Here is a 26,121-nt window from a genome sequence, read left to right as displayed (position 1 = left end):
GTCATCAGCTTTGATGAAGATTTCTATCAATAGATTTTCGTCAAAAAGCATATCTTTGTTTTTCATGAGGTGTTTTAGTATTTGTTCAATTCTAAAATATTAATTTTAGACATTAAGCACCTCATGTTTTTCTCCGAATTCACGTTAATATTACCAGAAGTTTTACTATTTATTCTCATAATAATTACGATAAGAAATTTGTGGTATATAACAGGAAATATGACGAAACAAAAAATCCAAATAGATTTTTCTTCACCCAAAAAGCTAAATTTGAAAATTTAGGCACTTTTTATCCATCGATCTGGAAATTGTCGGGTAAAAAACAAAAAATAATAGAACAAAATTTCATTTTAAAACTTCTGAGTTTGCCTACAACGGTTATTATTATACCCATCTTTTTATTTTTGAAATTTTTACCTTTTATTTCAAAAAAATTATTTCGAAACGATTATTAATCATTATCAACCGTAAATTTGCACAATAATTCAAAACTATGGTAAATTTTGTTCTGATTGCAGTGTGCATTATCGCGGGAATGGTTTTCAAAGCAACAAAATCCATCCATCCCGATGCGCATAAAGGAATCAACACCTGGATTCTCTATCTTGCACTTCCGGCGGTTTCATTCAAATATTTACCGAAAGTTCACTGGTCGGCAGAAATGCTGTTTCCGGTGGTGGCGACTTTTCTTACGGCAGTTTTTTGCTTTTTCTTTATGATGTTTTACAGCAAAAGCAAAGGCTATTCACGGCGTTCCCGAAGTACTCTGGAACTCGTAAGCGGCTACAGCAATACTTCGTTTATCGGTTTTCCGCTCATTTCGGCTTTTTACGGAGAAAGTTTACTGAGTATTGCCATTATCTGTGATCAGACCATGTTTTTTGCACTTTCAACATTAGGAATTATTGCCGCTTTAAAAGGCGGAAGCAAATCCGGAAAGATCAGCGCAGCATTTATTCTGAAAAGATTGGTTACATTTCCGCCATTAATTGGCTGTATTGCTGCATTGATTCTGTCTCAATTCGTCGATTTCACTCCTGCAGAACCTTTTTTCGATAAATTAGCAGCCACAGTTAGTCCGTTGGCTTTATTTTCAGTCGGATTACAACTGAAATTCAATGGCTGGAAAAAACTGATTCCCCAAATGTCGGTTTCCATGTTTTACAAACTTATTCTGGCTCCGGCAATAACGCTCGGATTAGCACTTTTACTCGGAATAAAAGGAAATATTGCCAGAATTACCATCTTCGAATCGGCAATGCCTACAGTCGTTACCTCAAGCATTATTGCGGAGCAGTACCGATTAAATACAAAACTTACCAATTTAACGATCGGCTTCAGCATTATTGCAGCTTTTTTTACTTCCGCAGTCTGGTTTTACATTATCGATTATTTTTTTAGTGGATAATAGCAACTATTGTTTTAATGTAAAAACTATACAAAAAGATAAGTAGCAATTTAGCCAAAACGTATGCTGAATTTCAGTTAAAATTAATTTTGATTAGCAATCTTTACATTGAACTAAAGCTTAACTTTCTTAAACTCTCAAACTCTCAAACCCTCAAACTCTTAAACCCTTCAACATTTTTTTGGAGCTTTTTCCGGCTTTCCACTGTATCTTTTGGGTTACGGGCTCCGCTTCGCTCCGCCCGCAACCCAAAAGGATGCCGTTGCAATCCGGGCTAAATAAAAGTCATATCGACGAATAGCGCGACGAAACAATCTCCAATTGAACCGATAAATTTTAAAAATTTTGTATGGTTTAGATTCTTTCAGAACGACAAACTTGATGTTCATTTTTATAAAAATTGTTTAAAGTAAAATGGTAGAAAACTCTATAGAGTTTTATCTGTGTAGACATCATATTCGGAAGATATTCAGCGTTCCGTAGGAACAACGCTATCTTTAGACTATTTATCGTATTTACAGATATCAATCCTACGGATTGATGGATAGATTCATTCTTATTTCCACACAGATTCAGCTCCCAAAGAATCAAAACTCCTTTTGATAATAAGCTTTAAATATATCATCTCATTTGCTGAGTCAAACGCCTTTGCGAACGAAAAATATGCTCAACCAGATAAGGAAGTTTTGTGATCATTTCATTCGCTGAGTGAAACGCCTTAGCGAACGAAAAATATACATAATCATTTAAAGAAAATCTTAGCGGTCATTGCGCTTAAAAGGATCCCATAAAAACACACCATCAAAAAAATTGCAGTTCACAAAAGAAAAAATTAATTTTACACTTTAAATTTTTCCCTTGAACTACGCCCAGATTGTTTTACCGTTAAACCTAAAAGGATCTTTCACTTATAAAGTTCCTGAAGAACTGCAAACAGGAATTCAGACAGGAATGAGGGTTTTGGTTCCTTTTGGCGGCAAAAAAATCTATACGGGAATTGTTTTTGAACTTCACAACAATGCGCCTGAAACTTTCGTAGCAAAAGAAGTCATCAGTCTTCTCGACGATCAGCCGATTGTTCCGCAGGAGCAGATTAACTTCTGGAACTGGCTTTCCGACTATTACTTGTGCGGTTTGGGAGAAATTTACCGTTTTGCGTTTCCTTCGTCTTTGAAACTTGAGAGTGAAACCTACCTGAAACTGAAACCGAATGTGAAAGTTGACTTTGAAAACCTCGATGTTAACGAAATGTATCTCATTCAGGCTTTGGAAGTAAGGCAATTGATTAATCTGACTGATATTGAAGCATTTATTCCTAAAAAAGATATCATTAAAACTGTCAATTCTTTAATTGATTTGCAGTATATTGAAATCGACGAAAAAATTGCCGAAAAATACAGAGCGAAAGAAGTTGCCTACGTAAAAATCAATGATGAGGTTTTACAGCGGCAAAATCTTACGGAAATACTTTTATCCTTAAAAAGAGCGCAAAAGCAGAAAGACCTTTTCCTCCATATTTTAGAAAAGCAAACCGAAAATCCTGATTTACCCATCAAAAAATCAGAACTTTTTGAAGACGGATATTTCGGAAGTTCGCACTTTAAGGCTTTGGCAGATAAAAATCTGGTCGAAGAATATTATATGCAGAAAGACCGCATCGAAAGCTATGAAGGTGAAATAGAAGAGATCGAAGAACTTTCGGAAGCCCAGAAAGAAGCGAAAAATGAAGTGGATGATGCCTTTGAAGAAGGGAAAAATGTCCTGCTTCACGGGGTAACTTCTTCCGGAAAAACACATATTTATTTAGAAAAGATCGAAGAATGCATCAGCGAAGGAAAAAATGTACTGTTTTTACTTCCCGAAGTTTCTTTAACTAAACAGATCACTCAGCGATTAGAAAAAAAATACGGAAGACAACTTGGGTTTTACCATCAGAAACTTACAGATTTTGAGAGGGTGGAAGTCTGGAGAAGAATCAGACAGAATGATATTAAAGTTTTAATCGGAACACGGAATTCTCTGTTTTTACCTTTCCAGAATGTTGGGTTGGTTATTGTGGATGAAGAACACGATTCTGCGTACCGTCCGAGAGAAGTTTCTCCTTATTTCAATGCAAAAGATGCGGCGTTGGTTTTTGGGAATTTTTATGGAGCAAAAGTCATTTTAGGCTCTGCAACACCTTCTGTGGAAAGCTATTACAACGCCAGAAAAGATAAAATGAAATATGTTTTTCTGGAAGAGCGCTTTGGAAATGTCAATCTTCCTGAATATGAACTGATTAATTTCAAAGAAGCTCAGGAATCCCAAAAAGTTTCCGGAAATTTTTCTTTACAGCTTATTGACGAAATTAAAAAAGTGTTGGAAGAAAAAAATCAGGCAATTGTTCTTCACAACCGCCGTGGTTACGCCAATGTTGTGGAATGCGAAACCTGCGGTTACGTAAATTACTGTTCCAACTGCGATGTGGTGATGACGTATCATAAAGCTGCCAACGAAATGAAATGCCATTACTGCGGACAGAGAGCCTCAAAACCCAAAGTTTGCCCGAAATGTCATTCGGAAAATCTAAACGAAAGAGGAGTAGGAGTAGAGCAGATCCATGAAGAAGTATCTAAATTATTTCCCGATCAGGAAGTAGACAGAATGGATGTGGATTCCATGAGAAAGAAATTTGCCTACGAGAAATTATATGAAAAAATTGAAGATCGGGAGACCGATATCGTTGTCGGGACACAGATGATCTCAAAAGGTCTGGATTTTGATCACATCGAGCTGGTTGCCATTCCGAAAGCGGATTCCTTATTATATGTTCAGGATTTCAGAGCCGAAGAAAGAGCTTATCAACTCATTACTCAGGTTTCCGGAAGAGCGGGAAGAGTTTCCGGAAAAGGAAAAGTGTTAATACAGACTTTTAATCCGGATCATTCTGTTTTTCAGTTAATTAAAATGAATAGCCCGGCAAAAATTTACAAATATATTTTAACGGAACGCCAGAAATTCCATTATCCGCCTTTTACAAAGCTTATTATGATAGAACTGAAGCACAGGAGAGAGGATAAAGCCAACCGCGCTTCCCAGTTTTTAGGATCCATCCTTAGAAAATATCTTCCCGAAGATTGTGTTCTGGGTCCGGAAAAAGCTCAGATTGCGCGACTTAACAATCTTTATCAGTTCCAGATCATGCTGAAACTTCCCAAAGGAAAAAAGTATGATGAGTATAAAAAGAGAGTTTTAACAAGTCTGAAAGAATTCGATGAAATTACAGCGTACCACAGCATCAGAAAAGACGTTTTTGTAGATTTTTAACAATTTTTAACAAACTTTATACTCTTTTTATAATAGTCTACTGAACTGCCATACAACAATATTTTCTACATTTGATCGTTGATTATATGTTTGGTGTTTTACATTTCAATTTAACCCGTTGATTTTTAAACCATCCAAACTATAGCAAAAGAAAAATAGATGGTAAATTTCAGAAAGTATATTTCAGGTGTTGCGGTGCTGGCTTCAGGATTTTTTCTTGCACAGTCTACCGTTTCTACAGTTCTGTATTCTCCGGCTTACGACAATCAGAAGAGCAGTTTAAACTTACCTTCTCCCATCACTTCCATGGTGGAAAAAACTATTTTGTCGCCGAAAGAACTTGTAGACATTAATGTAAACACTATGATGACCGATCCTGTGCTGAAAAATGCAACTTGGGGATTCGTAGTGTACGACCCGAAAACGAAGAAAGTAATTTCTTCGTATAACGAAAATACTCCTTTGGTTCCAGCTTCCACAACGAAATTATTAACTACCGAAACAGCAATGAACATGCTGGGCGAAAGTTATCGTTGGAATACCCAATTAGAGTATTCAGGAACAGTGGACGAAAACGGAGTGTTAAACGGAAATCTTTACATCGTCGGAAGTGGAGACCCTTCTTTAGGAACCAATAAAGGCGGAGCTTGGGCTTACAGAGACATTATTACAGATTTCAAAGAAGGACTTTCTCGTGAGGGAATCAAAAAGGTAAATGGAGACATTATTATCCAGACAGCGCTTTTCAAAGGCAATATTTCGAAGCTTCCGGAAAATGTTGTGTGGTTGGAAAACAATAATTACTATTTGCCGGTTGGTACAACGAAAGAGATCAATCCTGCCAATGAAAAACTGATTGTAAAGAAAGGAAACAACTTTTCAACCGATAAGAAATTTTTCTACGTTTCTCCGTACAACAACCAGATGGTGTATGCAGATAAATACGAAGGCGACGGAATTTTAACAACAAAATTACCCGATGCTCCGGCTTATCTTGCAAACTCTTTCAAAACAACTCTCGTAAAAAGCGGAATTCCGGTAACAGGAAAAGTGACTCCGAAAATGACGGATGCGAATCCTGAAGCCAGAAAATTAGTTTCGGTTTACAAATCTCCTACTTTAGCGGACATTATTTATTATACCAATCAGCACAGCGATAACGGTCTTGCTGAAGCATTGTTAAAAACGGTTGGTTTTCAGAGTCTTGGAGACCAGACCACAGAATCCGGAAGAAAAGTAGTAACGGAACATCTTAAAAATGAAGGTTTCGATATGCTTGGTTTAAATTATATCGACGGAAGCGGACTTTCGAGAAGCAATAACGTAACGCCGATTGCACAGGCAAAATTCTTAACCTCTTTAATGGATGAAAAATATTACAAAACATATTTAAATTCATTGCCGATTGGAGGACAGTCCGGAACGTTGAAAAGAATGTTCAACGGACTTGGAAACGGACAGGTTTTTGCAAAAACAGGAACGCTGAATAAAGTAAAAACATTAGCAGGATACATGAAAACGAATACAGGAAAAACGCTGGTTTTCTCTTTAATGGTGAACAACTACGCAGGATCTGTAGACATGGTAAAGAAAAGAATGGAAAAAATTCTTGAACCTGCTTTAGATTTATAGAATTGTTAAAATTTAACGAATAATAAAACCTTTTAATCATCGATTGGAAGGTTTTTTTATATCTTTGATATATTTTTTAAATTCAATATGAAAAAGTTTTACTTTTTAGTTTTGTGTATGCTTACTTTTCAGCAAATAAGTGCTCAAAACGATAATGTCGAAAGAAAAGTGATGATGGCGAAAGAAATGAAATCTTTCGCTCACAAAATGGCAGTCGGAAATGTCAACCCGAATACCCTGAATTACGATCTCCAGTATCAGAGGCTGGATCTTACCATTAATCCGGCGGTGTATAATGTTTCGGGTTCCGTCACTTCTCATTTTAAACCGAATCAGAGTGTAAGCTCTATTTATTTTGATCTGGATAATCAGATGACGGTTTCGGGAGTGCAGTATCACGGAACGCCGCTTACTTTTCAGCAGTTGTCTACCAAAGAACTGAAAATCAACTTTCAGTCTGCTCTTGCGGCGAATGTTCTGGATTCTTTAACAGTTACGTATTCAGGAGCGCCTTCAACAACCAACAACGCTTTTTTTAACGGAACACAGGGTGGAACTGCGGTTTTATCCACTTTAAATGAACCTTACGGAGCGCAGGACTGGTTTCCTACAAAACAAAGTCTGAACGACAAAATCGAAAGAGTAGATATAAAAGTAACCACCCCTTCACAATACAGCGTTGCTTCCAACGGAAAGCCCATGTCTGAAACCATTTTAGGAAATGGTCAGAAACTGACGTTCTGGAGAACACAATATCCGACTGCAGCATATCTTATCGCTCTTTCCATCACCAATTTCGTAAAATTAACAGATACAATGGGAAATCCTCCTTTTCCGTTCATTAATTATATCTTTCCGGCAACGTCTACGAATACAACAAGTATGAATAACATCAACTGGACAAAAACGGTGATGAATACTTTTGAAACCTACTTCGGACCTTATCCTTTCAGAAATGAAAAATACGGACACATGGAATTTCAGGCGGGTGGCGGAATGGAACATCAGACCATGTCTTCCATGGCTGGATGGAGCAGAAGTCTCATTGCCCATGAGTTGGCTCACCAGTGGTTTGGCGACAAAGTAACCTGCGGTGCGTGGAACGACATCTGGCTGAATGAAGGTTTTGCCACTTTTGGAGAACATGTGGCGAATGAAAAATTGCTGATGACAAATACAGATTTTTTAAATTATCTGCTGACTCAGAAAAACTTTGTTACAGGTTCGCCAACAGGAAGTGTATATGTTGCTGATGCCAATCTTACCAGTGTAGGAACTATTTTCAGCAGCAGACTGTCTTATTCAAAAGGGGCTTATGTACTGAGAATGCTGAAATGGATTTTGGGAGATGCCGTATTTTATCAGGCAATTCAGGATTACCATTCCAGACCTAATTTGGCTTATAACTATGTAAGAACTCAGGATCTGAATGCGTCTTTATTAACGTCTACCGGAAAGGATTTTACAGAATTCTTCAACGACTGGATTTACGGACAGGGGTATCCTACGTATGACATCCGTTGGAAGCAGGTAGGAAATACCGTTACTTTCAGAGCATCTCAAACCCAGAGCAGTTCAACGGTAAGTTTCTTCGAAATGCCTTTACCGATCAAAGTAAACGGAACAGGAGGGCAGGTTGCTTATTTTGCGTTGAATAATACAAACAACAACCAATATTTTACGCAGTCGGTAACATTTCCGGTGGCAAGTGTAGAATTTAATTATGAATATCAGATTCTGGACAGAAATTCTACGATAACTCAGGATAATACATTGGGAACTGCAGATTTAGTTAAAGAAGAATTTGCTTTATATCCGAATCCGGCTAAAAATGAACTGAACTTAAAAGGCATTACAAAACCTACAGATTTCACTATTTACTTCACAGACGGTAAATTAGTGAGACAGGGAATTTATCAGCCGGAGAAATCAATCAATATTTCAGAACTGTTTCCGGGAATGTATATTTTTAAAATCAACGATAAGAACGTGAAGTTTTTAAAGAAGTAAAAATATAAGGCAATAAATAACAAAGCTGTTTCATCATGGTGAAACGGCTTTTTTTATTAAATTAGCACATCCTAAAAATTATTAGAAATGATCTCTAAAAAGTATCTTGAAAATTTACAGAACGAACTTCAGAATATTGAAAACGACGGACTTTACAAAAGAGAAAGAATCATCACTTCTCAGCAGAGTGCCGAAATAGAAGCCAACGGAAAAAAGCTGCTGAACTTCTGTGCGAACAATTATCTGGGATTATCCAACCATCCTGAAGTGATGAAAGCTTCACAGGAAATGATAGAATCTCACGGTTACGGAATGTCTTCGGTTCGTTTTATCTGCGGAACTCAGGATATCCATAAACAACTGGAGCAGAAAATTGCAGACTTTTTAGGCCTTGAAGATACCATTTTGTATGCTGCCTGTTTTGATGCGAACGGTGGAGTTTTCGAACCTTTATTTACGGAAGAAGACGCGATTATTTCAGATGAACTGAACCACGCTTCCATTATTGATGGTGTTCGTCTGTGTAAAGCAGCGAGATACCGTTACAAAAACAATAATATGGAAGATCTGGAAGCTCAGTTAATTGCAGCTTCCGAAAAAAATCACCGTTTTAAAATCATCGTTACAGACGGCGTTTTCTCAATGGACGGAATTGTTGCAGATCTGAAAGGAGTTTGTGATCTTGCCGACAAATACGATGCTTTGGTAATGGTAGATGATTCTCACGCAACAGGTTTCATCGGAAAAACAGGTCGCGGAACGCACGAAGCCAACGAAGTGATGGGTAGAGTAGACATCATTACTTCTACACTTGGAAAAGCTTTAGGCGGTGCTTTAGGAGGATTTACTTCCGGTAAAAAAGAAATCATTGATATGCTGAGACAGCGTTCAAGACCGTATTTGTTTTCAAACTCTTTGGCTCCGGGAATCGTGGGAGCAGCTTTGAAGGTTTTGGACATGATTTCTGAAGATACTTCTCTTCGCGATAAAGTAATGGAAAATGCAAAATATTTCAGAGCGGAAATGAAATCTAAAGGTTTCGATATTCCGGATGGTGATGCTGCCATTGTTCCCGTAATGCTGTACGATGCTCCTTTGGCTCAGAAAATGGCTGAAAAGTTAATGGACGAAGGAATCTATGTCATCGGATTTTTCTATCCTGTGGTTCCGAAAGGAAAAGCGAGAATCAGAGTTCAGCTTTCTGCAGCACATACGAGAGAACATCTTGATAAGGCAATTGCTGCGTTTGAAAAAGTTGGAAAAGAATTAGGCGTAATTTCTTAAAAGTAGGCATAATACTGAAAAATACAGTTGGCAAAAACAAATTTCAGTTTTTGCCAACTTAAATTTTAACTTTTTCTATATCCTTCTACATAGAAAACTCTTTTAAAAGGGTAAAATGTACCATAAACTGTTATTGGCAAATAAAAGTTTCCAATTTCATTAATAGCCATATTTACAGTGATTTTTTGTTCCTTATTAGGCTGTAAAACACTGTCGTACTTCGGCATTTGTATGCATGAGCATGGAGGTTTTATAAATAATGATTTTAGGATTTTGTTCCCTGTATTTTTAATTATAAAATCTATTGTCTTATGATTTCCTTCTATTGTGTCTAAATCTATATTCGAAGGAAGTTCTATCTTCGTAAGTTCACTTGTTGGAGTCTTCCAAACTTTTGTAAAGTGAAGATCTGGAATTATGTTCTTATTTTCAGAAGTTTTATTGCAGGAAACTAAATAAAATAAAAACAAAGCGATTATTTTTTTCATTTTTGTGTTATTGTAAAATTTTTAATTCATAATAATATCCATTAAGATTAAGACTTTTCCAGCCTTCATTCGGATAATATTCCAGCAGATCACTGTCTTTATTTATTTGGAAAAAAGTACTGTCTTCCAAGGATTTTTGAAAAAATACCACAAAAAAACCTTCTTTAGGATATTTTATTGTCTTGGGCAAAACAAATTCCCACCGAACAACTTTATCTTTTTTCTTTATTTTAAGATCTGATATTTTACTTTCGAAAGCTATCAGTTCTTCATTATTGTCTGGCAATCCATTTTTGTTACCTAAAAGTTTTACTTTTATAGTAATATTATCATTATGAGGTCTTAAATTCGGATCAGCTACAGGAAAAATACTAAAAGACTTAATATAAGTTTTTTTCTTTGTATTAATTTTTACAAATGTTGCAATCTCGTTATTTGGGAAAATTACCGCATAAGCATTTTTTTTCGTACTCTTTAGCGCTTTTTCTTTTTTAGCGGAGGTGTTTTCATAGCTTACCTTTACCTCTTCAATAGTTTTTGTATTATCAAAGAAAATCAAAGAGTCAGGATTAGAGTAAAAGTCTAAAAGTTTATTATCATAGAAAATCTTATCATTTTTTTTAAATTTAAATGACTTAAGAGCATTTGATTTTAACGATGTATTTTTCCCATCTCTTGATATCGTAACAGAATCAAATTTTTTATAGTCAGAATTTCTAAGAATAATCTGTGCCTTTCCTGAAAAAAGGATAAAAAACATAACAGAGAAAAATAATTTCTCTGTCATTGCTTTTATTTTAGCAAAAATGGTTTGCTGATGTTTCATGGAATTCATGTTCTACAGTTCCTACACCTATCCAAAACACATGGTATTCATAAGTTCCTACACAATCACATTGAAAAGTACCATCTGCTTGTTGTTGTCCTCTTGTACAGCTGTAGCTAATCAAATCTCCTGTTCCCCAAAATGGTCTTCTGTCCGTTTCAGATGAAGAACTATCTCCTGTGTTTTGCGCAAAAGCAAATACAGATGCTAATGCCAATGCTCCGATAATTATTTTTTGTTTCATGATTTCTAAATTTAAAGTTAATAATTTTGTTTTAGAAAACATTTGTGCACTTGTGTTTTTCTGATGTAAATATGAAATGATTTTTTCAAATAGTAAAATCATATTTCGGGTTTTTTGTGAAAAAATATTTAATTGACTTCCAATTGATTATGCATAAATGCTCTTTTTTTGAATAGAAAAACACTAATTTTGTTACAAACCACACATTTTATGAACCAGGAAATAACAGAGAAGATAAAAAAAATAAGAATTTCTAAAGGCTATAATCATCAGGATATGGCTGATAAACTGAACATTACCAGATCTGCTTATCAAAGGTTAGAATCTGGTGAAACGTATTCTTGGGCTAAGTATTTTGAAGAAATAATGGGTGTTCTGGAGACGAATCCAAAAGAGTTTTTTTCAGATATTGGAAAGAAAATTTTTAATCAGACGAATGAAAGTGGTTCTATCGGGTATGTAGAAACTTTGCATCAAGAAAATAAAGAAATTTCAGACAAATTGCTTCAAGCAAAAGATGAGCAGATTGCATTACTGAAAGAACAGGTTGAGTTCCTGAAAAATCAGCTTTTGAAGCAGTAATAAATTATAATAAATTTGTTAAAAAATAAAACGCCTCTACAATTGTAGAATAAAAACAGAATTTCTATATTTACGGAAATTCTGTTTTTTTATGCAAAAAATATCCCTCATTTCACTGATTGTTTTATTATTGGCTTCCTGCAACACCAAGATGAATCAGTACATCAAAGACGAAAAGAATGTAAGTAAACGACATGGCAAATGGAAGGAAGAATATTCTTCGGATGAAGGAACGCTGATTGCCATCGGAAAATATAAGAACGGTGAAAAAGTCGGGATCTGGAAAACCACATTGAATAATAAGCTTTTTCAGAAAGATAAAATAAAAAAGAACATTACAAAGACCAAAATATACCATCAGAACGGAAACCTGATGCAAAGCGGACAGTCTAAAATGGATGTCTCTAAAAATGAACGCCACTGGTATTACTTCGGAGACTGGAAATTTTACAACGAAAAAGGAAATCTCCAATACATAAAGAAGTATGAAGATGGTAAAAAAGTAGACAGTATTTCATTCGAAAAACACTAAGCCTGAAAATCCCTCAGCTTTTTAATATAAAATAATGAACATAACAGAATAAAAGCAAGATTTATTCTGTTTTCTAATAGATATTTTTGTCATTAACATTATATTTGCCATTAATTTTTCAGAATGCTTTACACTATAATAAAAGCGCTTCATATTATCTTCATGGTAAGCTATTTTGCGGGAATTTTTTATCTCGTAAGAATTTTTGTGTACTATAAAGATACCGATGAATTTGCGGAAGAAAAGAAGAAAATCCTCAGAGAACAATATACGTTTATGGCCCGAAGGCTCTGGAACATCATCACCGTTCCTGCCGGAGTAATTATGACGGTTTGCGGACTGACAATGATTTTTCTGAATCTCGGATTGATGAAAATGCCATGGTTTCATTTAAAACTAACCTTCCTGATCGGTTTGGCAGTCTATCATTACTGGTGCTGGAAAAAAGTTTTAAAACTGAAAGAACTCAATGGAAGTACACTTGAAACCGCCAATATAAAACTGAGACAGGCAAATGAAATCGCTACTTTCATTTTGTTCCTTGTCGTTTTCACCGTGATTTTAAAAGCTCAGGTTATTGAATACTGGTGGCAATTAATCGCCGGATTTTTCGTTCTGGTATTTTTAATCATGATGACGGTGAAGCTGGTAAATAAGAATAAGAAAAAATAATGATTCGGTTGATGGTTGTTTGTTTATAGTTGCTGAATAGATTTTTACATCAAAAAAAGTCAGCTAAAACAATCAACAATCAACTAAAAACAATCAACATTTGACAATAAAACTATGATTGCAATTTTAAAAAAAGAACTTTGGAGCTACTTCGGAAACTGGAGCGCGTGGGTAATCATCGCTGCTTTCAGTCTGATCGCGACGCTGTTTCTGTTTTTTTTCGACAACGACTCCAACATTTTTGAGATCGGAATGGCTTCTCTGCAAAGTTATTTCGTTCTGGTTCCGTGGTTACTGATGTTTATTATTCCCGCACTTTCCATGAAAACTTTTGCGGAAGAGCAGCAGACCGGAACCTTAAACTGGCTGTTTTCCCAACCGCTGAAAGTTTCAGATCTGGTTTTCGGTAAGTTTCTTTCGGTTTGGATCGTAGGAATTTTATGCCTGATTCCATCGTTAATTTACCTTTACACGGTTTATGTTTTGGGCGTTCCTGCCGGAAATGTAGATGTGGGAATGACGTTCGGAAGCTACATCGGCTTAATTATTTTAATTGCAACATTTTCCGGAGTGGGAATTTTGGCTTCTTCGCTTTCCCAAAACCAGATTATGGCTTATCTGTTGGGCGTTTTCATGTGTTTCATCATGTATTTCGGGATCGAGCAACTGGCAAGTTACAAATTGCTGGGAGGTGCAGATTTTATTTTACAGAATGTCGGTTTTTACCAGCACTTTTTAGGCTTTACAAGAGGTCTTATTGATTTTAAGGATGTGGCTTATTTTGCTTTAATCATCGGTGTTACATTAGTTTTGTCCAATCATTTCATTAATAAAAAGAAGTAGAATGATGAAGAAGATACAGTTCAAATCTCCGTTAGGAATTTTACTTTTCGTGGTGTTACCATTGGTTATTATTCTTGCTATTTCAGGAATAAGATTGGATTTAACCAAAGAAAAAAGATATACGCTTTCCGATAATACTGTTAAGGTTCTGGAATCGGTAAATAAACCTTTGGTAGTCGATGTTTATCTGGAAGGAGACTTTCCGGCAAGTTTCAAGCAGCTTCAGAGCGAAACGAAATTTATGCTGGAAGAATTCAGAAAAATTAATCCGAAGATCGATTTTAAATTCATTGATCCTATTAAAACCAAAATGTCTAAAGATACTTTGATGGCGATGGGAATGCAGCCTTCCATGCTTCCGGACATCAAAGACGGCAAAGTTTCTCAGATCATGCTCTTTCCTTATGCGGTTGTGAAATACGACAAAAGGGGAGTTTCCATTCCTTTGGTGGTTCAGCAGACAGGAATTGATGCCGATCAGCAGCTTACGAAATCCATTGAAAATTTAGAGTACAATCTGGTTTCGAACATTAAAAATATTGCGGCGCATAAAAGAAAGAAAATCGGGATTCTAGTGAATCAGGATGAGCTGAATCCAAGAGAATTTCAGGGGTTCATGCAACTGGCAACGGAAAGTTATGATGCAGGTCCTATTATTCCTAAAAATCAGACCGAACTTACCATCGCAGATATTCCGACCTTAAAGCAAATGAACGCTTTGGTGATCGCAAAACCGAGAAAAGCTTTCACGGACGGTGAAAAAGTAATTCTTGACCAATACATCATGAACGGCGGAAAAACATTGTGGATGATTGATGCCGTAAATGCGGAAATGGATACATTGATGAGGTCTCAAAAAGTGATGCCTTTTCCTGTAGACATTAACATGACGGATTTTTTCTTCAATTATGGAATCAGGATCAATCCGGCTTTGGTGAAAGATGTGAAGAAATTTGCGCTGTTGAGATTGGTAACGGGAGAAGTGAGCGGAAATCCGCAGTACACCAGTCTTCCGTGGCCGTATTTTCCTTTGGGAATCGCAGAAAACAACAATCCGATTACGAAAAATATCAATCCTGTAAAGTTTGAGTTCCCGACTTCTATCGATACATTGGGCGGAAGAAAAAATATCAAAACGAACGTTCTTTTTGAATCCAGTGAAAGAACTTTATTAAAGCAGGTTCCAAATTATGTGGATCTCAAAGAAATTTCCAGTGTCGACAGTCTCGGACAAATGGAGAAACCAAGCACACCGAAGATTTATGCAGTATCTTTAGAAGGAAAGTTCAATTCTGCATATGCTTCAAGAATCGAAAGAAAATCCTATCCGAATTTTAAAAGTTCGAGCCCTGAAAATAAAATGATCGTGATCGCCGACGGAGACGTAGGAAGAAATAAAGTTCTGAAAGGAGAACCGCTTCCTTTAGGCATAGATTTGCTTACTAACGAACAGTTTGGTAACGAACAGTTCCTGAGAAATGCATTAGATTATCTTCTGGACGACAGCAATCTTATGGATCTCAGAAACCGAAACATTGAAGAAAGGCTTCTTGACCGACAGAGAATTACGGAAGAGAAAAACAACTGGCAATGGTTTAATTTGCTGCTTCCTTTAGTGATTATCGGTATTTTGGGAGGGTTGTTCTTCTGGCTGAGAAAGAAGAAGTTTGGATAAAATAAAAAGAGAAGTTTTTGCTTCTCTTTTTTATTTTATATTCCGTTTTTCATTAATCATTGTAGTTGGATTTTGCCTTGCGTCAAATACATCATTTATGATTATATATTCGTGATTCAGTTTGTAAATGATTTTATAATTACCGCTTAGAATATATCTATGTTGTTGATTTAGCTTTTCCAAATGAAGTTCAAGTTGACCGGATTGTGGATTTTGAATTAATTGTTTTGTCGATTTAAAGATTTGTTTTCGAATTTTATGGGCTATATTTTTGTTGGCTTTGGAAGCATAATAGTCGAAAATGATTTTTAAATCTTCAATAGCAAATTCAGTCCAGATTATTTTCATATTCTACCATTTAGCTGACTGATTTTCCAAATCTTCCTGAGTCCTGAATCTTCCGTTTTTAAAATCTTCTTCAGATTTTTCAATACGGTTTATTAAAGTTTCAATACTAAAAGTGGAATCAGAATGATCTTCTTTTTCCAGCTTCGATAAAATATATTCTTCAATTTTGTCAAAAAAACTTTCATCCTGTAACTGAGCAAGATAAGTGATAAGATTTAATTTTCTGGTTTGAAGATCCATAACTGATGTATTTGAATCAAAATTACAAATTAAATTTTAATATTGAATTTCTAATTGACAACTGGCAATGGTTTAATTTGCTGCTTCTTTTAGCCATTATCGGTATTTTGGGAGGTTTGTTCTTCTGGCTGAGAAAGAAGAAGTTTGGATAAATGATATAAAAAAGAGAAGTTTTTTGTTTTTTTATACATCTTTTAAAATTTCATTTAATGATTCGAAAATATCTAAAGGAATACTATCTGTATTATCTTCTAGATTTTTATTAACTCCTTGAATTTCATTAAAGGTACTTCTTTCGATTCTATCTAACGAAAAATAAGTATATGTAAATTCTCCTTTAGGTGTTTTAGGAAGATACTTAATAAATTTTTTATCATCCAAAGTTGCATTCACATAATGCATATTAGCTTTATAAACATCAAAGTTAGGATGAATAAATTTATAATTTGTCTTGTCGGTGAAGTCTATCTTTGCGGTTAATATATCAATAATAAAATCTATTTTTTCTTTTTTTATTTTCATATTGCACCTTTTGCATGATAAGCTCAAATTCATATAATTAAAAGTTAAATCTCTAAATTTTGACTTAGGAAGAATATGTTCAATATCTATTATCATATCAAATTCATCTTCCATTCCTCTATTACAATAACAACATTGTTCTTGCCAAAATACTTTTAATGTATGTTTTATTTTATCACGGATGGGTTTAAGTTCATCATCTGACCAATCTAATATTTCTTTACTTAAATATTTTTGTATGATCTCTTTTTCTGTGCTATTAAAATTCATTTTATTCAAAATTTTGTTTTGCCAGCTTTTTTACTTCATTTAAAGCATTTTTTTGCTTTTGATCATACGAATTTGAAATATATCCATCAATCATTGATAGAAAATCATTTATTTTAATTTTATTTTCATTTAAAAGATTAAATTTAGTTATTATTAAATCCGAAAGAAAGCGATTTTCTGGAGTAGTAATTTCGTAATAATTTTCATAAATTTCTTCTACATTTTTTGTTTTATTATGTATCAGCTGAAAAGTGTTTTTTATATTTTTGAAGATATTGGTATGATTACTGTGAGTTAAAGCGCCATTTATAATTATAGGAGAGTGGGAAGCTATAATTATCTTCGGTTGAAAAAAATAAAATAAATCAAGTAGTTTCTTTGTATATTCGATTTGCCATTTTGGATGTAGACTATTTTCAGGTTCATCTATTAAAATTACAGTATTTTTATCAATATGAGCTGTAATATAAATTAAAGAAGTTAATAATGATAATTCTCCTGAGCTAGCTTTATCTAATTCAATTTCGTTATGTCCTTTATGTAAAAAAACTTTTATTTTTTTTAAAACTCCAATTTTTTTTAGAATTGATTCTTGATTTAGTAAGAAAAGAATGTATATATCGTTATTGATTTTATTATTAAGTTCTCTTAAATCTAGTGTGAATCGTTTGATAAAATGCATTTCGTTAAATAAATTTTCTATCTGAAAGCTTGATAAAAATCTATTATTTTGATAAAACTCAGAAGATCTCAATAATTCAAAGGAATTTTCATTAATACCGATGATTTCTAAAGATATTTTAGGATGGAATTTTATGTACTCAAAAGTATTTATCAAATTATATAATACTTTTGAGTCTGGTTCTGATTCTAATATTTTTACAACTTTTTTTATTGAATTTTTTGCTATTCTTTTACCCGATGCAAATTTTAAAGATTGAAAATTAGTGTGATTTATATCAAATTTATCAAAAATAGTATTTGCAATAGCAATAACATTTCTATCTTGTTTCAAATGTACTTTTGCTAAATTTTTTAGATATGTGCTTTTACCGCTTCCATTTTCTCCGACGAGAATATTTATATCCTCGTCAGACTGTGATTTTGAATTTAATATAGTTGGTCCATGAATGAGAAGTAACATAGTTTTAGTTTTATCCAAATATAAAAAAAAGATATAAACTTTTAATTATCAACTAAAAACTCCTAAAGTTCCCTGAAAATAATAACTCGTCTACCTAAACAATTTATGATACAACAGAAACGCTAAATCTTAATCCTAAAAAACTGATCTTAAAGAAAAATAAAATCAATCTTCCAAAACAGAAATAATATGTTCCCAATTCAGTTGTCGGGCAAAGTCCAAAGCTGTTTTTCCGGATTTTGTCTTTAAATTTTTATCCCCTCCTGCTGCAAGAATCACTTCCACAGAACTTAGATTTCCGGCAATTGTTTCCGCATGAAGCATAGAGTAGCCGTTAATATCCTGACCTGTAATCTCATCCGGATTTTCGCTGACGAATTTTACCAGCTCTTCCTTCATATTTCTGCTCATCGGATGCTCCACAAGATTTTCAGGATGCTCTTTCTGTTCGTAGACAATATCAATATCATTAAAATCTCCGAAATCCATTTGCCATGCATTGTCATGCGCTTTTCTTTCCGCCGGAGACATATCCGAACGCATTTTCTGGATCGTAAATCCGCCATAAGCTTTCGGAGGAAGAGATTCTGAAGAAGATGAAAACAGTTTTGAAAGTCCTTTCGTTTTTTTTGCGCGTTGCGGCATGGCAAAAAGCCAGTCGCTGATTTCGTTTACAGGAATTTCCACATAATCTCCGGCTTCAACATTGGTGAGTTTATTCGGTTTGTTGATGAGGTAGCCTTTGATAAGATCGCCATCGAAATGGATGTCATTGATCCACATATGTTCTACAATAGGTGAGTCTGAAGAAGGATCTTCCTGAGAAAAAGCCACTTTCACGCATGAAACACTCAGTGCCGGAATAATTCTTCTGTATTCCCAAGATTGCTCTCTCCAGAAATATTTAAAAGTTTCCTGCGCTTTTTTATAAGCTTTAGACATTTCAGGATCTGCTGCGTCTGCGAAAAATATTTTATTTTCTGACATTTTTGTTTTAATTATTAGTTTTTATTTTGACCAAAATACAGAAAAATATAAGATAAGGTTGAATTTTATACAAAAATCTGTTTAAACTTTTTATTTAACCGCAAAAGCCGCAAAAGATGAACTAAACGTTTATTGAAAGTTGGTGATTATAAATAAGAAGATAACAACAGTTTTTAAAAATCTTTGATTTTTATTCTTTTAAGCGCTTTGATTATTCTTGAAATTCGCTTTATCATTATCTTTTGCATCTTTTGCGGTTAATTCTGAAATTAGTTTAACCACAATTTTAAAAATATTTAAGCGGCTTCCGATCCTGATTTGGATTAAAAATTCACGACTCACCTTCTTGACACAAAACTAGCCTTGAAATCTATTTTCAAGCTTCGCGAAGCAAATTTCATTTGCCTTTGCCTTCTCAAAATTATACTTATGAAAATATAATCTTTGCGTTGAAAAAGATCAAATTGAGAAAATTCCTTAAATTTTTCTTTTGTTACGCATTTCGGGCAGAATGTAGCGGTTTCCGTCCGGTAAGGTTTTCCGCAGTTCAGAATTTAAATAAGCTAATTTAAACTTAATAAGATCTATTTTCAAGCTTCGCGAAGCAAATTTCATTTGCCTTTGCCTTCTCAAAATGGTATTGATAAAAATAAATCTTTGCGTTGAAAAAATCAAATTGAAAAAAGTCCTTAAATTTTTCTTTTGTTACCACATTCAGGACAGAATATAGCTATTCTCTTTCTATAATGTTTTCGCATTTCAGAATCTAAATAGCTAATTTTAAATTAAATAAGATCTGTTTTCAAGCTTCGCGAGTCAAATTTCATTTGCCTTTGCCCTCTCAAAATTATACTGATAAAAATAATCTTTGCGTTAAAAAAATCAAATTAAGAAAAGTCTTTAAATTTTCCTTTTGTTACCGCATTTCAGAATCTAAATAAGCTAATCTTAATTTGATAAGACCTATTTTGATGCTTTGTGCAGCAAATTTCATTTGTCTTTGCCTTCTCAAGATTGTATTGGTAAAAAATAATCTTTGCGTTTAAAAAAAATCCAAATTGAGAAAAGTCCTTAAATTTTTCTTTTGTTACCGCATTTAGGACAGAATGTAGCGGTTTCCGTCCGGTAAGGTTTTCCGCAGTTCAGAATTTAAATAAGCTAATTTAAACTTAATAAGATCTATTTTCAAGCTTCGCGAGGCAAATTTCATTTGTCTTTGCCTTCTCAAGATTGTATTGGTAAAAAATAATCTTTGCGTTTAAAAAAAATCCAAATTGAGAAAAGTCCTTAAATTTTTCTTTTGTTACCGCATTTAGGACAGAATGTAGCGGTTTCCGTCCGGTAAGGTTTTCCGCAGTTCAGAATTTAAATAAGCTAATTTAAACTTAATAAGATCTATTTTCAAGCTTCGCGAGGCAAATTTCATTTGTCTTTGCCTTCTCAAGATTGTATTGGTAAAAAAATAATCTTTGCGTTGAAAAAATCAAATTGAGAAAAGTCCTTAAATTTTTCTTTTGTTACCGCATTTCGGACAGAATGTAGCGGTTTCCGTCCGGTAAGGTTTTCCGCAGTTTTCACAGTCAGGACCATACATATCAATGAAATGATGCATGATGGCATTAGGATTTGTTTCTTCAAAACCGGTTAAATTATTGTAATAATCCAGCAGTTTTTTGAAATTTTCGTTTAAAGGCGTTTTTCTGGCTGTTTTAACTTCCTGAAATCCTTCAGCTAATAATTTCGAAGCAATTTTTCCCTCTTCTTCATCAAGCATAGGAACATCCATTCTGCACCTCCAGCAATATCTTATTTTCATGATATGTTTTTTTTCTTTAGGAACTATTCACTAAACATCCTTTATAAAATCCTCATATTCATAATAAAACCGCTCGAAACCATCCATTTTTTCAACAAAAAATTCAAAAGCTTCCTGCCATGTATTTTTATTGAAAACAGAAATACCGTGCTTTTCAACCCAGATTCGGCTGATAACCTTTCCGTTTTCCAGCGTATAAAATTCTTCCTTGTGAAAATCGCCAATAAAATCCTTCAGAATATCTTCCAGTGACCATATTTTGTTGTAGTACGCATCTCTGAAAACTTCATCCTTCATTTCGATATCCAGAGAAACTTCCGCTTTTTTCTTATCCGCATAAAATTTAAACGACATATCCTTGATTTTGGTATCGTACAAAATCCATTTTCTTGGAAAAGACTTTCCGAAAGCCGTCCAAAACTCTTTCTTTAACTGCTGTGCTTCCTGTTTACTGAACATGAGGCAAAAATAGGGATTTTGGCCGGAAGAAGGAAGCGAGAAGAGGGAAGTAATACGATCCCTGAAAACTTCCAGCATCCATCTTCTAACTTCCGATCTCCTTATTATACATATCAAACAATTTTCTTATTTTTGTAGTAATGCTGTCTAAAAAATCTCAATACGCTTTCAAGGCACTGTCATATCTTGTAGAAAAGAGAAATGACGGACCAATTCTTATTTCCGAAATTGCCGAACACAAGAAAATTCCTTTAAAGTTTTTGGAAAATATCCTGCTTGAGCTTAAAAAAGCGGACATTCTCGATAGCAAAAAAGGAAAAGGAGGAGGCTATTTTTTCAAAGAAAAGCCGGAAAATGTAAAGCTGGCGAAAATTATTCGTCTCGTGAACGGACCCATCGCACTGCTTCCTTGTGTAAGTTTAAATTTTTACGAAAAATGCGACGACTGCAGTGAAGATCATTGCGGTTTGCACGACGTTCTGATCGAAGTTCGCGACGCTTCGCTGAATATTCTGGAGAAAAGAACGTTAATGGATTTGGTAGATTAATCAGATCCTTTTTTTTAAAATAATTAGTCTACTTTTTTGGTAGGATAATTATTTTATCTGATATTTGCATTACTTCAAATGAACAAAATATGATTTCAAAAGAAGATGCAGAGTTACTGAAACAGCTTTCCGCAGAAGAGGGACTGAAATTTATTTCTTCAAAAATTTCGGAAGGTATTGTTTTCTCCACATCGCTCGGTCAGGAAGATCAGGTAATCACGGATATGATTTTCAAAAATCATCTGCCGGTAAAAGTGTTCACGCTTGATACAGGAAGACTTTTTTACGAGCACTACGAGTTGCTTTCCCAGAACAATTCCCGATACAAAACAAAAACCGAAGTCTATTTTCCGGAAAGTTCAGACGTGGAAAAATATGTGAATGAAAAAGGAATCAACGCATTTTATCATTCCATAGAAAACAGAAAAGAATGCTGTTTTATCCGTAAGGTTAAACCTTTAAACCGCGCGTTGGAAAATGCAAAAGTCTGGATTACAGGATTGCGCTCCGAACAGTCTGAAAACAGAGAAAATATGCCGGTTATAGAATGGGATGAAGATCGTAAACTTTACAAATATAACCCCTTAATTCACTGGAATTACCAGAATGTTTTAGATTATCTGAAAGAAAATAAAGTTCAGGAATTGTCTTTACACAAAAAAGGATTCATCAGTGTAGGTTGCCAACCCTGTACAAGAGCAATCGAAGAAGGAGAAAATCCGCGCGCCGGACGATGGTGGTGGGAAAGTTCACAGAAAGAGTGCGGTCTGCATTCTCATTAATTCAAAAAAATAAAAAATGACGACACATACGTTAGATTATCTGGAGCAGTTGGAAGCAGAAAGTATCTACATTATGAGGGAAATTGCTGCTCAGTTTGAAAAACCTGCGCTGCTTTTCAGTGGCGGAAAAGATTCTATCACTTTGGTTCATCTGGCAAAAAAAGCTTTTGCTCCGATGAAAATACCTTTTCCGTTGGTGCATATCGATACAGGACATAACTTCCCTGAAGCCTTGCAGTTCAGAGATTATTTAGCAGAAAATATCGGCGCGGAACTGATTGTAAGAAAAGTGGAAGATACCATTAAAGCTAAAAATTTAACCGAACCGAAAGGAAAATTTGCTTCCAGAAACTGGCTGCAAACCCACACTTTATTAGATACAATTGAAGAATTCGGGTTTGATGCATGCATTGGCGGAGCGAGAAGAGATGAAGAAAAAGCAAGAGCCAAAGAACGTTTTTTCTCTGTGCGGGATGAATTCGGACAATGGGATCCGAAGCTGCAGCGTCCGGAATTGTGGAACATCTACAACGGAAGAATAAACAAAGGTGAAAACGTAAGAGTTTTCCCGATTTCGAACTGGACGGAACTTGATGTCTGGAATTATATTAAAAAAGAAAATATCCAGTTGCCATCCATTTACTTCGCACATGACCGTGAGGTGATTGAATATGACGGACAGTTAATTGCCGTATCAGATTTTATTCAGATTGATGAAAATGATACGATTGTTAGTAAAAAAGTACGTTACAGAACCGTCGGAGACATGACCTGTACCGCCGCAGTAGAAAGTGCTGCCGAAACCTTGGATGAGGTAGTGAATGAAATCACTGCATCCAGAATTTCCGAGCGCGGCGAAACCCGAATCGACGATAAAGTGACGGAAGCTGCAATGGAAGACAGGAAGAAAGGAGGTTATTTTTAGGCTGGAAGTTGGAGGCAGGAAGATGGAGGCTGGATGTTGGAAGATGGAAGATGGAAGATGGACGTTTTGTAATAAGTTTTCAGTCTCAGCCTGAATCCCAACCTTTATATTTAGGCAGGAAGTTGGAAGATGGAAGCTAGAAGTTGGAGGCTTGATGTTGGAAGATGGAAGTTTTTGTAGTAAGCCTTTAATCTTAATCTTAATCTTAGCCTAAACCTTAACCTCACTCTCAACCTCACTCAATTACTCATTATTAATAAAAACAAACGTGGACATATTAAGATTTATAACGGCAGGAAGCGTAGACGACGGGAAAAGTACCCTGATCGGAAGACTTCTGTACGACAGTAAAAATATATTGATCGATCAGCTTGAAGCGCTCGAAAAACAGTCAAAAAATAAAAACGAAAACGGAGTAGACCTTGCTATTTTAACGGATGGTTTAAGAGCAGAAAGAGAGCAGGGAATTACCATCGATGTTGCGTACCGCTACTTTTCGACGCCGAAAAGAAAATTTATTATTGCGGATGCACCGGGACATATTCAGTATACAAGAAATATGATTACGGGAGCTTCCAATTCACAACTGATTGTTATTCTGATTGATGCAAGACAAGGCGTGATTGAACAGACAAGAAGACACTCCATTATTGCGTCTTTATTAAAGATGAAAAATGTGGTGGTTGCCATCAATAAAATGGATCTCGTTGAGTATTCTGAAGAAGTTTTTAAAGATATAAAAGCTCAGTATGAATCGGTTGCAGAAAAACTAGGGTTAAAAAATGTAAATTATTTCCCGATTTCGGCATTTCATGGCGACAATATTGTTGAAAGATCAGAAAATATGGCTTGGTATGAAGGTTCTACGCTGTTAGATTTCCTCGAAACGGTTGAAATCAATTCAGATCAAAACTTTCAGAGTCCGAGATTTCAGGTTCAGTATGTCATTCGCCCGCAAACGGAGGATCTGCACGATTACAGAGGATACGCAGGAGAAGTTCTTTCGGGAATTTACAAAAAAGGTGACGAAATTACCGTGCTTCCTCAGAATATTCAGACCAAAATTTCAAAAATAGAAACAGGAGGCAAAGAAGTGGAATTTGTTTTTGCCAATCAGCCCGCTGTTTTGCATGTTGAAGATGATATCGATATCAGCAGAGGTGATTTTTTAGTAAAAACCGAAAGCCTTCCGAAGGTTGAAAATGAAATTGAAGCCGTTGTCTGCTGGCTGGATAAAAAGGAATTAAACGAAGGAAACAAATATTTCATTCAGCACAAAAGCAAACTTTTAAAAGCGATTATCAAAGAAATTGAATATAAAATAGACGTTAATACTTTAGAAAAAACGCCGGTTTCTGAAAGCATAAAATTAAACGAAGTCGTAAAAGTCCGTTTAAAAACAGCTTCACCCCTGGTTTTCGACAGCTTTGAAGAAAGCAATGCAACAGGCAACGCTATATTGATCGACGAGACAGGCAATTCAACGGTGGGAGCCGTAATGATTTTGTAAATTAAACAAACATAATCTGAGTCATTTAGGAAAGATTTAAAAAGGTAAGCTGATTTAAGTGAATTTTCTTAGCTGCATAAATATTTCAGTAATGGTTTAAAACGATAGAAAACAGAAAAAATGGTTATTTCAAGAAAAGTTCAGTTCAGGTTAAATGTATTTTTTGTGACGATCGCACTTCTGTCGGTTGTTGCCTTTACCATGTATGAACTGGGCTATCTGGATGATCTGTTCACTGTTTTAGCCAAAGACAATTACATTTTCTACTGGATGATGTTGGTGGGAGTTTTGGCAGAAATCGTTGCAGGATCAATGGGAATGGGATACGGCGTAATTTGTACGACCACGCTTTTGTTTCTCGGAATTCCGCCTCATGCGGTGAGCGCAAGTATTCATTCTGCGGAAAGCTTTACAACGGCAGCCGGAAGCATCAGTCATATCAGACTGAAAAACGTAAGCAAAAGTCTGGTGAAAAGACTCGCTATTCCTGCGGTTTTCGGAGCAGTGATCGGGGCGGTTTCACTCACATATCTCGGAGAATATTATTCAAAAATTACCAAAACAATTATTTCCTTCTACACATTATATCTGGGAATTCAGATTTTATCCAATGCTTTTAAAAATAAGCAGGACAAAAAATTAAAACGGAAAACAAATTTAACGCGTTTGGGAGTGATCGGTGGTTTTATCGATTCCTTTGCCGGAGGAGGATGGGGACCTTTGGTAACAGGAACTTTAATTAAAAATTCCTTTACGCCGAGATTTGCAGTGGGAAGTTCTACGGTAGCAAAATTTATTTTAACCTTAACGGCAGCCATTACTTTTATTTTCACATTGGGAATTCAGCACTGGAATATCATTCTCGGTCTTCTGATCGGAGGAATTTTTACCGCTCCTTTTTCTGCGATGTTAACGGCAAAACTTCCTGTGAAAAGTATGTTTCTCGTCATCGGAACTCTGGTCATCGTGATGAGCTCAATTACCATTTACAAATCTGTTTTTTAGTGATAAAATCTGTTAAATGTGGAAAAATAAAAGCATGAAATATCTTTTCGGTTTTGAAAATAT

Annotated in this window: 28 protein-coding genes; 16 read left to right on the top strand and 12 right to left on the bottom strand. The window is 35.0% G+C overall.

The features are described 5' to 3' along the window. Window positions 1–493 precede the first annotated feature (493 nt). From H6W52_RS01285 to kbl, 5 genes are all read left to right on the top strand, one after another. On the top strand, window positions 494–1,408 hold the full coding sequence (locus H6W52_RS01285; protein ID WP_116097918.1) for an AEC family transporter: 915 nt from the start codon (window positions 494–496) through the stop codon (window positions 1,406–1,408). 858 nt (window positions 1,409–2,266) lie between these two features. Continuing rightward, the gene (priA, locus tag H6W52_RS01280; protein ID WP_116097920.1) at window positions 2,267–4,714 is read left to right on the top strand and encodes a primosomal protein N'; all 2,448 of its coding nucleotides are present in this window, start codon (window positions 2,267–2,269) and stop codon (window positions 4,712–4,714) included. 159 nt (window positions 4,715–4,873) lie between these two features. Next, the gene (gene dacB / locus H6W52_RS01275) at window positions 4,874–6,346 is read left to right on the top strand and encodes a D-alanyl-D-alanine carboxypeptidase/D-alanyl-D-alanine-endopeptidase (protein ID WP_116097922.1); all 1,473 of its coding nucleotides are present in this window, start codon (window positions 4,874–4,876) and stop codon (window positions 6,344–6,346) included. An 87-nt stretch (window positions 6,347–6,433) separates the two neighbouring features. Beyond that, a complete protein-coding gene (locus H6W52_RS01270; protein ID WP_116097924.1) occupies window positions 6,434–8,356 on the top strand; it encodes a M1 family aminopeptidase in 1,923 nt (640 codons plus the stop codon). Between the two features lie 87 nt (window positions 8,357–8,443). Beyond that, entirely contained in the window at window positions 8,444–9,640 is a 1,197-nt protein-coding gene (gene kbl, locus H6W52_RS01265) for a glycine C-acetyltransferase (RefSeq protein WP_116097926.1), read from the top strand. A 65-nt stretch (window positions 9,641–9,705) separates the two neighbouring features. Here the strand turns inward: kbl and H6W52_RS01260 are convergent, their stop codons facing one another. Genes H6W52_RS01260 through H6W52_RS01250 form a run of 3 tightly spaced genes read right to left on the bottom strand, consistent with a single transcriptional unit; the run spans window position 9,706 to window position 11,300 of the window. After that, window positions 9,706–10,128: a DUF1573 domain-containing protein gene (locus H6W52_RS01260; RefSeq protein ID WP_116097928.1), complete on the bottom strand. Its 423-nt coding sequence runs from the start codon at window positions 10,126–10,128 to the stop codon at window positions 9,706–9,708. A 7-nt stretch (window positions 10,129–10,135) separates the two neighbouring features. After that, on the bottom strand, window positions 10,136–10,954 hold the full coding sequence (locus tag H6W52_RS01255) for a hypothetical protein (RefSeq protein WP_116097930.1): 819 nt from the start codon (window positions 10,952–10,954) through the stop codon (window positions 10,136–10,138). Next, window positions 10,926–11,300: a hypothetical protein gene (locus tag H6W52_RS01250; protein WP_116097932.1), complete on the bottom strand. Its 375-nt coding sequence runs from the start codon at window positions 11,298–11,300 to the stop codon at window positions 10,926–10,928. The genes H6W52_RS01255 and H6W52_RS01250 overlap by 29 nt, the downstream gene beginning before the upstream one ends. 108 nt (window positions 11,301–11,408) lie before the next feature. Here H6W52_RS01250 and H6W52_RS01245 point away from each other — a divergent pair, with 108 nt between their 5' ends. From H6W52_RS01245 to gldG, 5 genes are all read left to right on the top strand, one after another. Then, on the top strand, window positions 11,409–11,780 hold the full coding sequence (locus H6W52_RS01245) for a helix-turn-helix domain-containing protein (protein ID WP_116097934.1): 372 nt from the start codon (window positions 11,409–11,411) through the stop codon (window positions 11,778–11,780). 91 nt (window positions 11,781–11,871) lie between these two features. Further along, window positions 11,872–12,312, top strand: coding sequence for a hypothetical protein (locus H6W52_RS01240; RefSeq protein ID WP_116097936.1), 441 nt, complete (start codon window positions 11,872–11,874; stop codon window positions 12,310–12,312). A gap of 123 nt (window positions 12,313–12,435) precedes the next feature. Continuing rightward, window positions 12,436–12,984, top strand: coding sequence for a CopD family protein (locus H6W52_RS01235; RefSeq protein ID WP_116097938.1), 549 nt, complete (start codon window positions 12,436–12,438; stop codon window positions 12,982–12,984). Between the two features lie 114 nt (window positions 12,985–13,098). After that, window positions 13,099–13,827, top strand: coding sequence for an ABC transporter permease (locus H6W52_RS01230; RefSeq protein ID WP_116097940.1), 729 nt, complete (start codon window positions 13,099–13,101; stop codon window positions 13,825–13,827). Window positions 13,828–13,831: 4 nt separating this feature from the next. Beyond that, window positions 13,832–15,502, top strand: coding sequence for a gliding motility-associated ABC transporter substrate-binding protein GldG (gene gldG / locus H6W52_RS01225; RefSeq protein WP_116098071.1), 1,671 nt, complete (start codon window positions 13,832–13,834; stop codon window positions 15,500–15,502). A 30-nt stretch (window positions 15,503–15,532) separates the two neighbouring features. Here the strand turns inward: gldG and H6W52_RS01220 are convergent, their stop codons facing one another. From H6W52_RS01220 to H6W52_RS01180, 9 genes are all read right to left on the bottom strand, one after another. Further along, window positions 15,533–15,850, bottom strand: coding sequence for a type II toxin-antitoxin system RelE/ParE family toxin (locus H6W52_RS01220; RefSeq protein ID WP_116097942.1), 318 nt, complete (start codon window positions 15,848–15,850; stop codon window positions 15,533–15,535). Window positions 15,851–15,853: 3 nt separating this feature from the next. Next, complete coding sequence (locus tag H6W52_RS01215) at window positions 15,854–16,090, bottom strand: hypothetical protein (protein ID WP_116097944.1); 237 nt, start codon at window positions 16,088–16,090, stop codon at window positions 15,854–15,856. Window positions 16,091–16,273: 183 nt separating this feature from the next. Further along, window positions 16,274–16,882 carry an HNH endonuclease gene (locus tag H6W52_RS01210; protein WP_116097946.1) on the bottom strand — a complete coding sequence of 203 codons (609 nt, stop codon included), beginning with the start codon at window positions 16,880–16,882 and terminating at the stop codon, window positions 16,274–16,276. A 1-nt stretch (window position 16,883) separates the two neighbouring features. Continuing rightward, on the bottom strand, window positions 16,884–18,026 hold the full coding sequence (locus tag H6W52_RS01205; protein ID WP_116097948.1) for an AAA family ATPase: 1,143 nt from the start codon (window positions 18,024–18,026) through the stop codon (window positions 16,884–16,886). A gap of 165 nt (window positions 18,027–18,191) precedes the next feature. Beyond that, a complete protein-coding gene (locus tag H6W52_RS01200) occupies window positions 18,192–19,013 on the bottom strand; it encodes a DUF2314 domain-containing protein (RefSeq protein WP_116097950.1) in 822 nt (273 codons plus the stop codon). Between the two features lie 1,071 nt (window positions 19,014–20,084). Continuing rightward, complete coding sequence (locus H6W52_RS21415) at window positions 20,085–20,159, bottom strand: zinc-ribbon domain-containing protein (protein ID WP_194304367.1); 75 nt, start codon at window positions 20,157–20,159, stop codon at window positions 20,085–20,087. Between the two features lie 141 nt (window positions 20,160–20,300). Continuing rightward, the gene (locus tag H6W52_RS21410; protein WP_194304367.1) at window positions 20,301–20,375 is read right to left on the bottom strand and encodes a zinc-ribbon domain-containing protein; all 75 of its coding nucleotides are present in this window, start codon (window positions 20,373–20,375) and stop codon (window positions 20,301–20,303) included. 139 nt (window positions 20,376–20,514) lie between these two features. Then, window positions 20,515–20,829: a hypothetical protein gene (locus tag H6W52_RS01185; RefSeq protein WP_116097952.1), complete on the bottom strand. Its 315-nt coding sequence runs from the start codon at window positions 20,827–20,829 to the stop codon at window positions 20,515–20,517. Window positions 20,830–20,859: 30 nt separating this feature from the next. After that, complete coding sequence (locus H6W52_RS01180; RefSeq protein WP_116097954.1) at window positions 20,860–21,288, bottom strand: DUF4268 domain-containing protein; 429 nt, start codon at window positions 21,286–21,288, stop codon at window positions 20,860–20,862. A 140-nt stretch (window positions 21,289–21,428) separates the two neighbouring features. Here H6W52_RS01180 and H6W52_RS01175 point away from each other — a divergent pair, with 140 nt between their 5' ends. From H6W52_RS01175 to H6W52_RS01155, 6 genes are all read left to right on the top strand, one after another. Next, window positions 21,429–21,836 (top strand): RrF2 family transcriptional regulator, encoded by a 408-nt coding sequence (locus H6W52_RS01175; protein ID WP_087711044.1) that lies wholly within the window; start codon window positions 21,429–21,431, stop codon window positions 21,834–21,836. An 89-nt stretch (window positions 21,837–21,925) separates the two neighbouring features. Further along, window positions 21,926–22,618 (top strand): phosphoadenylyl-sulfate reductase, encoded by a 693-nt coding sequence (locus H6W52_RS01170; protein WP_116097956.1) that lies wholly within the window; start codon window positions 21,926–21,928, stop codon window positions 22,616–22,618. Between the two features lie 16 nt (window positions 22,619–22,634). Beyond that, a complete protein-coding gene (gene cysD / locus H6W52_RS01165) occupies window positions 22,635–23,543 on the top strand; it encodes a sulfate adenylyltransferase subunit CysD (RefSeq protein WP_116097958.1) in 909 nt (302 codons plus the stop codon). 8 nt (window positions 23,544–23,551) lie between these two features. Beyond that, window positions 23,552–23,683, top strand: a complete 132-nt coding sequence (locus tag H6W52_RS21300; RefSeq protein WP_262889717.1) for a hypothetical protein — start codon at window positions 23,552–23,554, stop codon at window positions 23,681–23,683. A gap of 128 nt (window positions 23,684–23,811) precedes the next feature. Beyond that, window positions 23,812–25,053 carry a sulfate adenylyltransferase subunit 1 gene (locus tag H6W52_RS01160; protein WP_116097960.1) on the top strand — a complete coding sequence of 414 codons (1,242 nt, stop codon included), beginning with the start codon at window positions 23,812–23,814 and terminating at the stop codon, window positions 25,051–25,053. 120 nt (window positions 25,054–25,173) lie between these two features. Then, entirely contained in the window at window positions 25,174–26,058 is an 885-nt protein-coding gene (locus tag H6W52_RS01155; RefSeq protein ID WP_116097962.1) for a sulfite exporter TauE/SafE family protein, read from the top strand. The last annotated feature ends 63 nt before the right edge of the window (window positions 26,059–26,121 follow it).

It is taken from the genome of Chryseobacterium sp. C2(2020) (genome assembly GCF_014218915.1).
GTDB classification, from domain to species: Bacteria; Bacteroidota; Bacteroidia; order Flavobacteriales; family Weeksellaceae; genus Chryseobacterium; species Chryseobacterium mucoviscidosis.
This window is presented reverse-complemented; position numbering and strand designations above follow the sequence as displayed.

Bases quoted from the DNA above. Each gene is read 5' to 3' on its own strand.
- H6W52_RS01270 (WP_116097924.1), top strand. From the start codon at position 6,434: ATGAAAAAGTTTTACTTTTTAGTTTTGTGTATGCTTACTTTTCAGCAA.
- H6W52_RS01250 (WP_116097932.1), bottom strand. From the start codon at position 11,300: ATGATTTTACTATTTGAAAAAATCATTTCATATTTACATCAGAAAAAC.
- H6W52_RS01200 (WP_116097950.1), bottom strand. From the start codon at position 19,013: ATGTCAGAAAATAAAATATTTTTCGCAGACGCAGCAGATCCTGAAATG.
- H6W52_RS01185 (WP_116097952.1), bottom strand. From the start codon at position 20,829: ATGAAAATAAGATATTGCTGGAGGTGCAGAATGGATGTTCCTATGCTT.
- H6W52_RS01220 (WP_116097942.1), bottom strand. From the start codon at position 15,850: ATGAAAATAATCTGGACTGAATTTGCTATTGAAGATTTAAAAATCATT.
- H6W52_RS01240 (WP_116097936.1), top strand. From the start codon at position 11,872: ATGCAAAAAATATCCCTCATTTCACTGATTGTTTTATTATTGGCTTCC.
- H6W52_RS01155 (WP_116097962.1), top strand. From the start codon at position 25,174: ATGGTTATTTCAAGAAAAGTTCAGTTCAGGTTAAATGTATTTTTTGTG.
- H6W52_RS01285 (WP_116097918.1), top strand. From the start codon at position 494: ATGGTAAATTTTGTTCTGATTGCAGTGTGCATTATCGCGGGAATGGTT.
- dacB (WP_116097922.1), top strand. From the start codon at position 4,874: ATGGTAAATTTCAGAAAGTATATTTCAGGTGTTGCGGTGCTGGCTTCA.
- H6W52_RS01260 (WP_116097928.1), bottom strand. From the start codon at position 10,128: ATGAAAAAAATAATCGCTTTGTTTTTATTTTATTTAGTTTCCTGCAAT.
- H6W52_RS01235 (WP_116097938.1), top strand. From the start codon at position 12,436: ATGCTTTACACTATAATAAAAGCGCTTCATATTATCTTCATGGTAAGC.
- H6W52_RS01170 (WP_116097956.1), top strand. From the start codon at position 21,926: ATGATTTCAAAAGAAGATGCAGAGTTACTGAAACAGCTTTCCGCAGAA.
- H6W52_RS01255 (WP_116097930.1), bottom strand. From the start codon at position 10,954: ATGAAACATCAGCAAACCATTTTTGCTAAAATAAAAGCAATGACAGAG.
- H6W52_RS01215 (WP_116097944.1), bottom strand. From the start codon at position 16,090: ATGGATCTTCAAACCAGAAAATTAAATCTTATCACTTATCTTGCTCAG.
- H6W52_RS01210 (WP_116097946.1), bottom strand. From the start codon at position 16,882: ATGAATTTTAATAGCACAGAAAAAGAGATCATACAAAAATATTTAAGT.
- H6W52_RS01230 (WP_116097940.1), top strand. From the start codon at position 13,099: ATGATTGCAATTTTAAAAAAAGAACTTTGGAGCTACTTCGGAAACTGG.
- kbl (WP_116097926.1), top strand. From the start codon at position 8,444: ATGATCTCTAAAAAGTATCTTGAAAATTTACAGAACGAACTTCAGAAT.
- H6W52_RS01245 (WP_116097934.1), top strand. From the start codon at position 11,409: ATGAACCAGGAAATAACAGAGAAGATAAAAAAAATAAGAATTTCTAAA.
- H6W52_RS01175 (WP_087711044.1), top strand. From the start codon at position 21,429: ATGCTGTCTAAAAAATCTCAATACGCTTTCAAGGCACTGTCATATCTT.
- gldG (WP_116098071.1), top strand. From the start codon at position 13,832: ATGAAGAAGATACAGTTCAAATCTCCGTTAGGAATTTTACTTTTCGTG.
- cysD (WP_116097958.1), top strand. From the start codon at position 22,635: ATGACGACACATACGTTAGATTATCTGGAGCAGTTGGAAGCAGAAAGT.
- H6W52_RS01205 (WP_116097948.1), bottom strand. From the start codon at position 18,026: ATGTTACTTCTCATTCATGGACCAACTATATTAAATTCAAAATCACAG.
- H6W52_RS01180 (WP_116097954.1), bottom strand. From the start codon at position 21,288: ATGTTCAGTAAACAGGAAGCACAGCAGTTAAAGAAAGAGTTTTGGACG.